Origin of the sequence: Acinetobacter sp. EKM10A, assembly GCF_011075215.1 — a bacterium.
Classification (GTDB): Bacteria; Pseudomonadota; Gammaproteobacteria; order Pseudomonadales; family Moraxellaceae; genus Acinetobacter; species Acinetobacter baumannii.
This window is the reverse complement of sequence record NZ_JAALLK010000017.1, coordinates 1-12,173: the sequence shown is the minus strand read 5'-3', so window position 1 is coordinate 12,173 and position 12,173 is coordinate 1. Positions and strand designations below refer to the sequence as shown.

Here is a 12,173-nt window from a genome sequence, read left to right as displayed (position 1 = left end):
TTACATAGCAAGGGGTAATCAGTAAAATTTTACTTATAGGACAAACAACATGATCAAAGGTTTAGCGATTACACCGCCAATACTCGGCAGAATTAGTATCGGTAAAGTGGTCGAAAAGAATGGTAAACGTCTGCCTGAAAAAGATGATCAATTTACGATTACTAGCCAAATTCAGAATAAGGATGGCTGGGTGAAACACCCACTGGATGAGCAGCTAAGAGCCAAGGCACAAAACCAGAAACTCAGAACCATTCCTGTCCGGATGATTTTTAATGATCCTGAACTCAACTTGCGAGCTGAGTACACTCTATTCGACCGACAAACTGGTCGGCCCATCTGTACTGGTAATGGTGAAACCTGTCAGCGACTTGGACAAAACGGGGTTGAACAGCATCCATGTCCATCACCTGATTTATGCCCCTTGGCCCAAGGTGGACACTGCAAGCCTTATGGGCGGCTTTACGTCAATCTAGATGAGTCGGATGAGTTGGGTACATTCATTTTTAGGACTACAGGTTTCAATAGCATTCGTACCTTAGCTGCACGGCTTCGTTATTACCATGCGGCTTCAGGTGATTTACTTTCATGTTTGCCATTGCAACTGACCTTACGAGGAAAAAGCACAACGCAAAGTTACCGTACCCCAATTTATTACGTGGACTTAACCTTACGTGATGGAATCAATCTACAAGAAGCCATTACTTCAGCCAAACAGATCGATGGACAAAGCAAGACAGCAGGGTTTTATCAGGAGGCTTTAGATCATGTGGCAAGGCTAGGTTATGGTAATGCCAGATTTGAGGTAGGAGGTGAGGAGGGACTGGATATTGTTGAGGAGTTTTATATCAATGAACCAAAACCAGAGCAGGGTCAGCAGCTTAGTGATTTAACTCATGTTCAAGACATTCAGAAAGGGTTGCAGCATTCTGTGCAGGCTCTCAATTGAAATGGACCTAGTTAGAAAAGAGTACTTGTACTCTTTTTTTTGCAGATTTTGGACTGTAGATAAGAAAATACTCACTCCTAGAATTTTTGAGAGATGGATTTACTTTAATAACGCTTTTTAGTATTTTGGTAGCAAATCAGAAGTATGTTCATGACTATGCGTTCAAGTAGGTTTTCTAAGCTTATACTCGCATTTGTCCTGTTTTTGTTTACCATAACAATTACGGGAGTTCATGCGTGGGCGCCTGTTCTACTTGAAAATATTGAACATCAGCATGAGTTGAGTATCATTGTAGAGGATGATGCTTCTAGTCATTGGTCTTTACAGCACTCAGATGATTCTCTAAAAAGTTCTGCTGATCATGATGCAGAAGCACATACGTGGAAGAATTTTGATGAGCCGATCTATCATCATTCAGTAAAGCCAATTTCTTCTGATAGTGATTTCAGCATAGATCCAATCTTTATTCTTAGTTTCGCACTTCCACTAGTTTTATTCTTTTTCCAGCTTTTTGAAAAGCCCGTTTATCGAGTCTTTTTAAAGCGGCGATCCCCTCTAGTATTTAGTAATTCTTATACTTTCTCTAAAGATTTAATCGTCCTACGTAATTGATCTTTCTATACAAAAAATAGTTTTTAATTTTTTTGTATAGGTAAAGTCATGTCTAAAAAATATCAGATATTTCTTACCTGTGGATTTGTAGCAACAGCAGCAAATGTATTCGCAGAAACGAATTATGCAGAACTACAAAAGCAGGTAATCGCAAATGATGCTGTACTCAATAGCTTACAGCAGTCCGAGCAAGCTTATGAAATCAATCAAAAGTTTGCTGGCAGATTAATTAATCCGACTTTCAATATGGAGTTGGATAATCTCGGTAATTCAAAATTGAAAGATTTGGATGGCCCAACAACCTTGCTGGGGCTATCACAAGAGATCCCCCTCAGTAATAAACTTTCCTTGAGAAAACAGATTGCGAGTTTTCAAGGTGATCGTAATCAGTTCGAAATAGCAAAGCGTCAGGCTGAACTCAAAGCAGATTTAAGAATCTGTATGGCGAACTGGTATGTAGCTACTCAGCGTGCTGAAATTTATTCTTCTGAGAGTAAATTGAATGCCAGACAAGCTAACGTTCTTTCCGAACGTCTTAAGTACGGGCGAGTAATTCCTTCCGATGCTCAACTAAGCATAGCACTTTCATCTGAGTCGAAATTGCGCCATCAAAATGAAGTGAAGAAGATTCAGTTCCAGAAAAATCTATGTTCTAAGTTCACTTCCAACCTGCCCAGTAGTGCATTGGAGGTTCCGCTAAGCTTTAATTTCACAGACAAAATAAGTTTGTCTGAGCAAGAAGCAACTTTAAGTTCAAAGCTGAAAAAAGCTCAGTTTGAGTTGGCTCGTAAAGAAGCAATACCAGATATTACTTTGGGAGTAGGGGTTAGAAACTACCAAGAAACCAATGACAAAGTCTTTCAGGTTTCGACATCAATACCCCTCAATATTTTTAGTCGAAATAAAGGCAATATTGCGATCGCTCAAGCAGAGCATACGAAAGCAGAAACACAGTCGGTGCTTGTGAATCGTAATTCTAAAATTGAATTGGAAAACAAGGCTATTGAGGTTTCCAACTTGATTGATGCGATTAAGCAATATGATCAAACGGTTTTGCCCGCAACAAATGAGAGTCTCCGAATTGCTGAAATGGGATACCAAGCAGGGAAAAACTCTTTACTTGAATTCAATAATATTAAGCAAATTTGGTTAGACAAACATCTTGCTCGATTCGATATGTGGTTGGCTTTGCAAACTGAAATTGCAGATGTCGAACGTAACTACATTACTCATTTAGATCAAGAATAAGGGCAAGAATATGAATAAACAAACCAATACATTGATTGCAACTGGTGTCGTTGCCTTACTTATCGTCTTATGTGCAATTGCTTGGTATAAATCGGGCAATAAAACACAAGCGAGCGCACATGGTGAGGTCGCCGAAGAAAAAGTAGCTGTGGCTGGAGATGAGAAAGGGCCTCACGGTGGTCGTTTATATCGAGATGGAGATTTCTCTGCTGAGGTCAAGATATTTGAGGAAGGAGTGGAACCACACCTCCGTGTTTATGGGTATTTGAAAGATAAACTACTTAAACCTGAAGACTTAACAGCAAATATCTACATCAAACGTTTGGATGCCGAGCAAAATATTCAATTTCAACCTGAGAGTGATTACTTAATTGGGAATGAAATTGTTTACGAGCCACATTCCTTTTTAATGATGATAAACGTTGATTATCAAGGGAAAAAGCATACTTGGAAATGGGATACGAAGGAAGGCCGTGTCACCATGTTGGACAGTAGTATTAAGAGCAGTGGATTAGAGCTTTTAAAAGTTGAATCAAAGATGTTTGAAAATGCTTTGGAGTTAAAAGGCGAACTGAAGTTTCCTGATAATTTTGAAAGCTTTATTACGCCTAAAGCCAGTGGGACATTGATCAAAACTTACCGTAATCTAGGTGATAAGGTGAGTCAGGGAGACTTACTTGCTGTAGTTCAAAGCCAAGATGTAATTCGTTTGAATGCCGATCGTAAAGTTGCTTTGGACAGCCTACAGTTTGCTCGTCAAAAAATGGAACAGGAACGAGCGCTATGGCAAAAGCGTGTATCACCTGAAATTGATTATATTTCAGCAAAACGAGACTTTGACGCAGCACAAACTCGTGCAAATGAGTTGAATAACTTAATCAACTCTTATGGTGGTTCTAGTAATGGTACTGTTGAAGTTCGTGCTGCAATGTCTGGAACAATATTAGAAGTCCTTGGTGCTGTTGGATCAAATGTAAGTTCTTCAACACCTATTTTTAAAATCGCAAATACTTCTCAACTTTTAGCAGTTGTTAATGTTCCCGCTGACAGGCTAAATGCTATAAATCCTAACAATAAGGTTAAAGTTAAACCTCAAAGCCCTGTGGATACAGAAGAAGCTTTAGGACGAATTAAATATATCAGTGATGTCATTGATCCAAAGACACGTACAGCACAGGTCTTTATTGAAGTACCAAACCAGTTTAAGTGGCGCTCAGGACAGTTAATCACGGCCCAAATTTTTGAAAATCAAAGTTTGAAGCCGATGGTTGTGCGTGAAGATGCTCTACAGAGCTTCCGTGATTGGGATGTTGTATTCATTCGTGTTGGCAATGATTTTGAAGCTAGGCCTCTGGAGCTTGGTGAAAAGTACAATGGGTATGTGGAAGTTAAATCTGGATTACGCGTAGGACAGGTTTATGCCGCTGGAAATTCATATCTTTTAAAAGCAGAGCTAGGGAAATCTGGCGCTACTCATGACCACTAAGGGGAGTAGCGACTATGTTTGACCAGATTGTTAAGCTCTCGATTAAGAATCGTTGGCTTGTACTTATCGTATTTTTATTTGTTGGTGCATTAGGGGTTTATAACTATTTCAAGTTACCGATTGATGCAGTCCCTGATATTACGAATGTACAAGTCCAGATTAATAGTGAAGCTCAAGGACTCTCTCCAATGGAGATGGAGTCTCAAGTGACCTATCCCATTGAAACTGCTTTGGCAGGTATTCCAAATTTAGACTATACACGCTCCGTATCTCGATATGGTCTATCTCAAGTAACGGCAATTTTCAAAGAAGGGACGGATATTTATTTTGCCCGACAATTAGTCAATGAGAAGCTACAAGGAGTGACACCAAATCTTCCCGTTGGAATTGCAACTTCTATGGGGCCTGTTTCTACAGGACTTGGCGAAATCTTCATGTATACCGTTGAAAATGCCAAGAACAATCCTAATCCACTTTCACCAACGGAATTACGCACCTTACAAGACTGGGTGATTAAACCTCAGCTTCGAAATGTAGAGGGTGTTAATGAAATCAATACCATTGGTGGTTATCTCAAACAATTTGTAGTTCAACCTGATTATGCTTATTTACGTAGCATAGGGCTGGATCAGAAGACAATTTTAGAGGCTATCTCTAAGAACAGCATGAATAAAGGCTCGGGGTATATTGAGAAAAATGGTGAACAGTATTTAATTCGTTCTGATTCTCAAATTAACTCGATTGAGCAAGTCCAGAATATCCCGATTACGACGAGCAATGGTTATATCCTCAGATTGAAAGATGTTGCCAAAATATCTATTGGTCACGAATTACGTACAGGTGCTGCAACTAAAGATGGGCAAGAAATTGTACTGGGTACAGCATTCATGCTTATTGGTGAGAACTCACGAAATGTTGCTCACGCTGTTGATCAAAAGCTACAACAGGTTCAAAAATCATTACCAGAAGGTGTGGAAGCAAAAGCTGTCTATAACCGTACAACTTTGGTTGATGCAACGATACAGACGGTGAAAAAGAATCTTTTAGAAGGTGCGATTCTGGTAATCGTTGTTCTGTTTGTATTTCTTGGTCACTTCCGTGCTGCGCTGATTACCGCTTTGGTCATTCCTTTATCCATGCTGATGACAATCACAGGTATGGTGAACCAGAAAATTAGTGCAAACCTTATGAGTCTTGGGGCACTAGATTTCGGGATTATTGTAGATGGTGCTGTTGTAATTGTTGAGGCCTCCTTAGCAAAGTTGGCAATTAAACAAAAAGAGCTTGGGCGAGTTTTAACAAGGCAAGAACGCTTTACGACTGTGTTTGAGGCGACTAAAGAATCCCGCAAAGCGATTCTCTATGGTCAATTGATCATTATCTTGGTGTATCTACCTGTAATGACTCTGACTGGTGTTGAAGGAAAGATGTTTACACCAATGGCTGCAACAGTGGTTATGGCTTTAGTGGCAGCAATGATTCTTTCAATTACGTTTGTCCCTGCAATGGTGGCATTGGTCACTACTGGTGAAATTAAAGAAGAAGAGTCAAAAATCGTCCATGGCATCAAAAGATTTTATAACCCAATTCTAGATTGGTCTTTAAATCACAGATATTTGCTAATCGCTTTTGTCTCTATTTTCTTTGTTTTTAGTGCAAGTCTTTCGACTCGTTTAGGCTCAGAGTTTATACCTTCCTTGGATGAGGGAGATGTAGCACTACATGCCTTGCGTATCCCTGGTACGTCGTTGACTCAAGCAATTGAAATGCAATACACGTTAGAAAAAGAGATTAAGAAAATTCCAGAAGTTCAGACTATTTTTGCCAAAGTGGGGACTGCTGAAATTGCGACTGATCCTGTTCCACCTAACGTAGCAGATAACTTTGTCATGCTGAAACCTCGTAGTCAGTGGCCTAATCCTGATAAGGAAAAGTCTGCGGTTGTTGCTGAAATTGAACGCGTATCTAAAGGCGTATATGGAAACAATTATGAGTTTACACAGCCGATTCAAATGCGTTTTAACGAACTTATTTCAGGTGTCCGAACAGATGTTGCCGTAAAAATTTATGGTGATGATTTAGAGCAGTTGCTTGAATCAGCAAACGCTGCCGCTAAGATTTTAGAGGGAGTCAAAGGTACTGCTGATCTTAAAGTCGAACAGATGTCTGGTTTACCCATGGTTTCTGTTGAGCTGAAAAAAGACATGATTGCCAACTATGGGCTTGATGCAGAGGATGTACAAAAACAGGTTTCTAGCCTAATCACAGGTGAGACAGTAGGTAAGGTGTTTGAAGGAGATCGAAAGTTCGACATTGTGGTACGTATGGATCAAAACTCGGTAACAGATCTAGAAAAGCTGTATCAGATTCCTGTGAGCTTAGCTGATGGTTCGAGTGTTCTTTTATCAGAATTGATCGAGTTAAAAAACGTTCAAGGACCAAACCAGATTTCTCGCGAAAATGGTAAACGGCGTATCGTCATTACAGCAAATGTTCGTGGAACTGATATTGGTAGTTACATTTCAGAAGCACAATCTAAGCTGAATGCTGATTTTAAATTACCAGATGGTTATTGGCTGACTTGGGGCGGTACGTTTGAGCAAATGGAATCTGCTTCAAATCGTCTTATGGTTGTAGTACCGATTGCTTTAATTCTGATCTTTGCCATGATCTATATGGCTTTAGGTAATGTTAGAAACAGTATCTTGGTATTCACAGGTGTGCCATTTGCACTAACAGGTGGTGTGATTGCTTTAGCACTACGTGATATTCCATTCTCAATTTCTGCGGCTGTGGGTTTCATTGCCTTATCGGGTGTTGCTGTGCTGAATGGTTTGGTTCTTGTTTCAGCCATTCAGCGACTTAGAGTTCAAGGTGAAAGTGTCATTGATGCAGTGAAACATGGTGCAATGGAAAGACTCCGTCCCGTGTTGATTACAGCTTTAGTCGCTTCATTAGGTTTTATTCCGATGGCCTTAAACGTAGGCATTGGCTCTGAAGTTCAGCGCCCAATTGCAACTGTTGTTATTGGTGGGATTATTTCATCAACCTTACTGACTTTGATTATTTTGCCAACCTTATATGTGTGGTTTAACCAAGGTAGGTCAAGAAAATCAAACGAAGCTGCTAAACAGGTTGTTTAGGGGCATCTTTAATGACAAATATATTGCGAGATAAACAAAACAAATTTGTGATGATGTTGCTAGTCTGCATGATCAGTCTCGCTTTATGTTTGCACTTTAAAGAGCATGTAACTGAAAATGAATTTCAGAGACACGTTTCAATTGATGCAATTAACTCTCACCATCATGAGATAAGCCAACAACATTCACATAGTCACCAAGATAATTACTATGAACATTTTGTTGGCTATGACGTACTTAAATCGGCCGCTTTAGCTCATCTCTTAAAAGGGATTTCGATTTTAGATTGGTCAAAAGAATATGTTTATCTGATGGTGAGTCGTATTTTTAAACCGCCCAAAAAGTTAATGGATTTTCAATTCATTTTAAATTTTGGAGTTTGATATACATGCAAATTATTGCTTCACACATTGTGAAATTAAGTGCTTACATAAAGCTATTACTTGCTTTATTCATTACATTGGTAAGCCCTACACTTTTTGCTCATGGAGTAGCGGAAGGTGATAAGGGCTATATTCAAGAAATTTATGGCATTCATGTGATTCCATTCATCTATTTGGGTGCGAAGCATATGGTCACTGGATATGACCATTTACTATTTCTTGTTGGCATTATCTTCTTCTTATACCGAATGAAAGATATCGGCTTGTACGTCAGCCTATTTGCACTTGGGCATTCGATTACGATGCTGGTGGGTGTTTATTACAATATCTCGATAAACGCCTACATCATTGATGCAATCATTGGTTTTTCGATTGTTTATAAGGCTCTAGATAACTTGGGGGCTTATCAGCGTTGGTTTGGTTTTCAACCAAACACGAAAATCGCGACTTTAATTTTTGGTCTGATTCATGGTTTTGGACTCGCAGTAAAAATTCAGGAATATGAAGTTCCGAGTGATGGACTGTTGGCAAATTTAATCTCATTCAATATTGGGGTTGAATTAGGCCAGTTTATGGCTCTGTGCATCATCTTGTTATTAATGACGTTTTGGAGAAAGACACCTTATTTCTTTAAAACAGCTTATCAAAGCAATGTCTTCCTCATGTTCCTCGGTTTTTTACTTGTTGGCTATCAACTTACTGGCTTCATTACTCAATAAGGATCTAAATTATGTATAACGCTGAAATTCCAAAAGATATCGAATTACCTTCATCAAAAAAGTTAATTAAATCAACAGCAATTGCTGCCGTAAGTGCCGTTATTGTGCTAGTTACCTGTGTCATGCCTGCGGAGTATGCAATTGATCCGACAGGTATGGGTAAAGTGCTTGGTTTAACGAAAATGGGAGAAATCAAACAATCACTAACTGAAGAGTCAGAAAATGGTATCAATGCTGCACAGGCAGTGAATAGTGTTGAACAAATATCAGTAGAAACTTCGACTCAAACGGCAACTGATAATGCTCAAATGATTATGCCTGCTATTAATAAAGAGAGCATTAGTATTGAGCTTAAACCGGGCCAAGCAACCGAAGTGAAACTGACGATGCCACAAAGTGCAAGTGTCAACTTTGACTGGAAAGCTGTTGGAGGTGGTCTTAATTATGATACCCATGGTGATCCAGTGAACGCTCCTAAAGGGTTCTATCATGGCTATGGAAAAGGAAAGAATGAAACAACTCAGCAGGGTGTCTTAAAGGCAGCTTTTGATGGCAAGCATGGTTGGTTCTGGCGTAACCGTACGGAAAATCCAGTGACTGTAACTCTACTTGTAGAAGGGCAGTTTAGTGAAATGAAGAAAGTCTTTTAAGTTTTGATCAATCTCCTTGGAATAATATTCCAAGGAGATTCAATTGCTAAAGAAGTCAGGTTCTAAAAGGAATCCATAAGATGCTAGAAGTACTAAAAAACACAACATATCGGCATTTGTTTTTGGCCCAAGTAATAGCGCTAATCGGAACGGGGTTAATCACAATCGCCCTAGCTTTACAGGCGTACGATATTGCAAAGGGGGAAGCAGCCCAAGTTCTTGGTATTGCATTGGCAATTAAGATGATTGCTTATATCGGTGTAGCGCCTATAGCATCTGCATTTGCTGAGCGATTACCAAGAAAAAAAGTATTGGTTGGGCTAGATGTTATTCGAGCATTAACAGCATTGTGTCTACCGTTTGTGACACAAATTTGGCAAATTTATATTCTCATTTTTATTTTGCAATCTGCTTCTGCTGCATTTACACCAACATTTCAGGCAATGATTCCAGATGTTTTACCTGAAGAAAAAGACTATACCAATGCGCTATCATTATCACGATTGGCCTATGATTTAGAAAATATTATTAGTCCGATGCTCGCGGCATTTTTATTAACTTTGATGAGTTATCACAACTTATTTTTGGGAACGGTATTAGGTTTTATCGGTTCTGCTTTGTTTGTGGTAAGTGCGAAATTACCAGTTGCCAAAGTACCTGCGTTTAGAGGTGTTTATAGCCGTATTAAGCAGGGAGCTAAAATTTATTTTAATACGCCTAGACTTAAAGCATTGCTTGCTCTCAATTTAGCAATTGCGTCAGCAAGCGCTGTAGTGATTGTAAATACCGTGGTATTGGTTCAATCGACATTTAAGCTAACTGAAAATGCGACTACTTGGGCTTTTGGTTTATTTGGATTTGGTTCAATGCTTTCGGCTTTCATTTTGCCTAAGATATTGGATAAGTTCCCAGATCGATCAGTGATGTTGACGGGAACAACAATTCTTGTAATTGGGCTGTTAAGTGGTTATTTCATTACATCTTATAATGGTTTGCTTGTACTTTGGTTTGTGCTTGGTATTGGATATTCTGTTTCACAAACACCTACAGGCCGTTTGATTCGAAAATCTGCATCGAGTGAGAGTAGGACCTCTCTATTCGCAGCGCAATTTGCGTTTTCACATGCTTGCTGGTTAGTGACTTATCCCTTGGTTGGATGGCTCACTACTAACATAGGAACATTACAAACTTTTATACCGATGGCAGTGATTGCAACGATTTCTTTATTACTTGCAATGCGTTTGTGGCCATCACAGGATGAGGCTCTTTTACCCCACAGTCATGATGATTTACCTCCAGATCATGAGCATTTGCAGCAGCATCGAATCAATGGAGTACACGTCCATGAATATATTATTGATGACTATCATGAAAAGTGGCCTAAATAACTCTTTTTCGACTAATGACTTAGAAAGATTCCGTTTGTTTGTTGTACAATTATAAGCTTATTTTATTGTTCAATAAAAAAAGGGGAACAACATGAAAAAACTAATCTTGGTATGTTTAATGGGGCTTGCGGTAACAAATGCTTTTGCTCATTCAGGTGGTACTGATTCTTCAGGCTGCCACACGAATAGCAAGACAGGGGATCGTCACTGCCATTAATAATAAAAATGAGTAGAACATTTTGTTCTACTCATTTTGAATAACGATCTAATAATAATAAGTACTGTTTCATTTCTTCTTCATCAAAATTTTGATCCCCTTTCAATACATGTTCTCTTAAATGTTGTTCAAGAAGTTGCTGCATTAACCCATTAACAGCACCTTTAATTGCTGCAACTTGTTGTAATACTTCAAGACAAGAGCTTTCAGGTGTTAATAATGACTTTTCAACAGAAGTAACCTGTCCTTGAATCCGCTTGATGCGATTAAGTATTTTTTTATCTTGATGCAAATGAGACATGATTTTTCCTAAAAAAAATATATACTGGGGGGAGTATCTTGGAAAGATAAAATTTATGCAACTTCATAGTAACTTAGATCGTCGTCATTCTCATCAATTCGATGAAGGAAATCCTTTAGCACAAAAGAAAATACTGATTGCGACAATTCTTACAGCAATCATGATGGTACTAGAGATATTGGGGGGATGGATTTTTAATTCGATGGCCTTACTCGCAGATGGCTGGCATATGAGTTCACATATGGTTGCTCTCGGCTTAGCTTATTTCGCATATCGAATGGCCCGACATTATGCTCATGATCAGCGATTTAGTTTTGGTACTTGGAAAATTGAGATTCTAGCAGGGTACAGTAGTGCTATTTTACTTATGGTTGTAGCACTTTTAATGGGTATTCAATCTATCGATCGATTAATGAATCCCGTGAATATTCATTACAATGAGGCAATACCAATTGCAATTGTTGGTTTATTGGTAAACTTGGTTTGTGCATGGTTATTACATGACGGAGGCCACCACCATCACCACGAGCATGATCATCACCATGAACACGACCACCACCACGATCATCATGACTTAAATCAAAAGGCGGCGTTTCTGCATGTAGTAGCTGATGCGGTTACTTCTGTATTGGCAATTGTTGCATTGTTTGCGGGGAAATATTTTGGTTGGAGTTTCTTAGATGCACTATTAGGTGTAGTTGGAGCTATTCTTGTCGCTAAATGGTCATGGGGATTATTAAATGAGACAGGAAAGACACTACTCGATGCAGAAATGTCTCACCCTGTGGTTGATGAAATCAAAGAGGTTATAGAGGAATTTCCTCAAGTTAATATTACTGATTTACATGTTTGGAAAGTTGGTAGAGGCAAGTTTTCTTGCATCTTGGCTTTAGAGAGTACAGGTGTAGATTTAACACCAGATGTAGTGAAACAGGCACTCTCTATCCATGAAGAAATTGTGCATGCAAGTGTTGAAATACATTTTATTTGAATTATTGAATGGTTAGAGGTGGATCAGGAAATTTGAACAACACTTATAAGTGATATTTTGCTCCCCAAATGATGTTATAAACATCAATA

General features: G+C 38.9%; 12 protein-coding genes. 11 read left to right on the top strand and 1 reads right to left on the bottom strand.

The window, feature by feature from the left end; genetic code table 11:
• Window positions 1–49 precede the first annotated feature (49 nt).
• The 10 genes from G9371_RS16405 to G9371_RS16360 all read left to right on the top strand — a co-directional run bounded on the left by G9371_RS16405 (window position 50) and on the right by G9371_RS16360 (window position 10,792).
• On the top strand, window positions 50–946 hold the full coding sequence (locus tag G9371_RS16405; RefSeq protein ID WP_000589670.1) for a hypothetical protein: 897 nt from the start codon (window positions 50–52) through the stop codon (window positions 944–946).
• A gap of 156 nt (window positions 947–1,102) precedes the next feature.
• Window positions 1,103–1,558, top strand: a complete 456-nt coding sequence (locus tag G9371_RS16400; protein ID WP_002086797.1) for a hypothetical protein — start codon at window positions 1,103–1,105, stop codon at window positions 1,556–1,558.
• A 48-nt stretch (window positions 1,559–1,606) separates the two neighbouring features.
• Window positions 1,607–2,806 (top strand): TolC family protein, encoded by a 1,200-nt coding sequence (locus G9371_RS16395; RefSeq protein ID WP_000039774.1) that lies wholly within the window; start codon window positions 1,607–1,609, stop codon window positions 2,804–2,806.
• A 10-nt stretch (window positions 2,807–2,816) separates the two neighbouring features.
• Complete coding sequence (locus G9371_RS16390) at window positions 2,817–4,292, top strand: efflux RND transporter periplasmic adaptor subunit (RefSeq protein WP_001041870.1); 1,476 nt, start codon at window positions 2,817–2,819, stop codon at window positions 4,290–4,292.
• 14 nt (window positions 4,293–4,306) lie between these two features.
• Window positions 4,307–7,435 (top strand): efflux RND transporter permease subunit, encoded by a 3,129-nt coding sequence (locus G9371_RS16385; RefSeq protein WP_000460236.1) that lies wholly within the window; start codon window positions 4,307–4,309, stop codon window positions 7,433–7,435.
• Between the two features lie 11 nt (window positions 7,436–7,446).
• Complete coding sequence (locus tag G9371_RS16380; RefSeq protein WP_000181823.1) at window positions 7,447–7,818, top strand: hypothetical protein; 372 nt, start codon at window positions 7,447–7,449, stop codon at window positions 7,816–7,818.
• Between the two features lie 5 nt (window positions 7,819–7,823).
• The gene (locus G9371_RS16375; RefSeq protein ID WP_001165581.1) at window positions 7,824–8,537 is read left to right on the top strand and encodes a HupE/UreJ family protein; all 714 of its coding nucleotides are present in this window, start codon (window positions 7,824–7,826) and stop codon (window positions 8,535–8,537) included.
• Window positions 8,538–8,548: 11 nt separating this feature from the next.
• Window positions 8,549–9,187: a hypothetical protein gene (locus tag G9371_RS16370; protein WP_000282061.1), complete on the top strand. Its 639-nt coding sequence runs from the start codon at window positions 8,549–8,551 to the stop codon at window positions 9,185–9,187.
• Window positions 9,188–9,267: 80 nt separating this feature from the next.
• Window positions 9,268–10,575: an MFS transporter gene (locus G9371_RS16365; protein ID WP_000895211.1), complete on the top strand. Its 1,308-nt coding sequence runs from the start codon at window positions 9,268–9,270 to the stop codon at window positions 10,573–10,575.
• 91 nt (window positions 10,576–10,666) lie between these two features.
• Entirely contained in the window at window positions 10,667–10,792 is a 126-nt protein-coding gene (locus tag G9371_RS16360) for a YHYH domain-containing protein (protein WP_000733641.1), read from the top strand.
• A 31-nt stretch (window positions 10,793–10,823) separates the two neighbouring features.
• Here the strand turns inward: G9371_RS16360 and G9371_RS16355 are convergent, their stop codons facing one another.
• Window positions 10,824–11,093, bottom strand: a complete 270-nt coding sequence (locus G9371_RS16355) for a metal/formaldehyde-sensitive transcriptional repressor (protein ID WP_000018740.1) — start codon at window positions 11,091–11,093, stop codon at window positions 10,824–10,826.
• A 55-nt stretch (window positions 11,094–11,148) separates the two neighbouring features.
• Between G9371_RS16355 and dmeF the strand changes: the two genes are divergently transcribed.
• Window positions 11,149–12,084: a CDF family Co(II)/Ni(II) efflux transporter DmeF gene (gene dmeF, locus G9371_RS16350; protein WP_001175951.1), complete on the top strand. Its 936-nt coding sequence runs from the start codon at window positions 11,149–11,151 to the stop codon at window positions 12,082–12,084.
• The last annotated feature ends 89 nt before the right edge of the window (window positions 12,085–12,173 follow it).

Coding starts and splice junctions, on each gene's coding strand:
- G9371_RS16360 (WP_000733641.1), top strand. CDS start 10,667: ATGAAAAAACTAATCTTGGTATGTTTAATGGGGCTTGCGGTAACAAAT.
- G9371_RS16355 (WP_000018740.1), bottom strand. CDS start 11,093: ATGTCTCATTTGCATCAAGATAAAAAAATACTTAATCGCATCAAGCGG.
- G9371_RS16385 (WP_000460236.1), top strand. CDS start 4,307: ATGTTTGACCAGATTGTTAAGCTCTCGATTAAGAATCGTTGGCTTGTA.
- G9371_RS16405 (WP_000589670.1), top strand. CDS start 50: ATGATCAAAGGTTTAGCGATTACACCGCCAATACTCGGCAGAATTAGT.
- G9371_RS16395 (WP_000039774.1), top strand. CDS start 1,607: ATGTCTAAAAAATATCAGATATTTCTTACCTGTGGATTTGTAGCAACA.
- G9371_RS16380 (WP_000181823.1), top strand. CDS start 7,447: ATGACAAATATATTGCGAGATAAACAAAACAAATTTGTGATGATGTTG.
- G9371_RS16370 (WP_000282061.1), top strand. CDS start 8,549: ATGTATAACGCTGAAATTCCAAAAGATATCGAATTACCTTCATCAAAA.
- dmeF (WP_001175951.1), top strand. CDS start 11,149: ATGCAACTTCATAGTAACTTAGATCGTCGTCATTCTCATCAATTCGAT.
- G9371_RS16375 (WP_001165581.1), top strand. CDS start 7,824: ATGCAAATTATTGCTTCACACATTGTGAAATTAAGTGCTTACATAAAG.
- G9371_RS16390 (WP_001041870.1), top strand. CDS start 2,817: ATGAATAAACAAACCAATACATTGATTGCAACTGGTGTCGTTGCCTTA.
- G9371_RS16365 (WP_000895211.1), top strand. CDS start 9,268: ATGCTAGAAGTACTAAAAAACACAACATATCGGCATTTGTTTTTGGCC.
- G9371_RS16400 (WP_002086797.1), top strand. CDS start 1,103: ATGCGTTCAAGTAGGTTTTCTAAGCTTATACTCGCATTTGTCCTGTTT.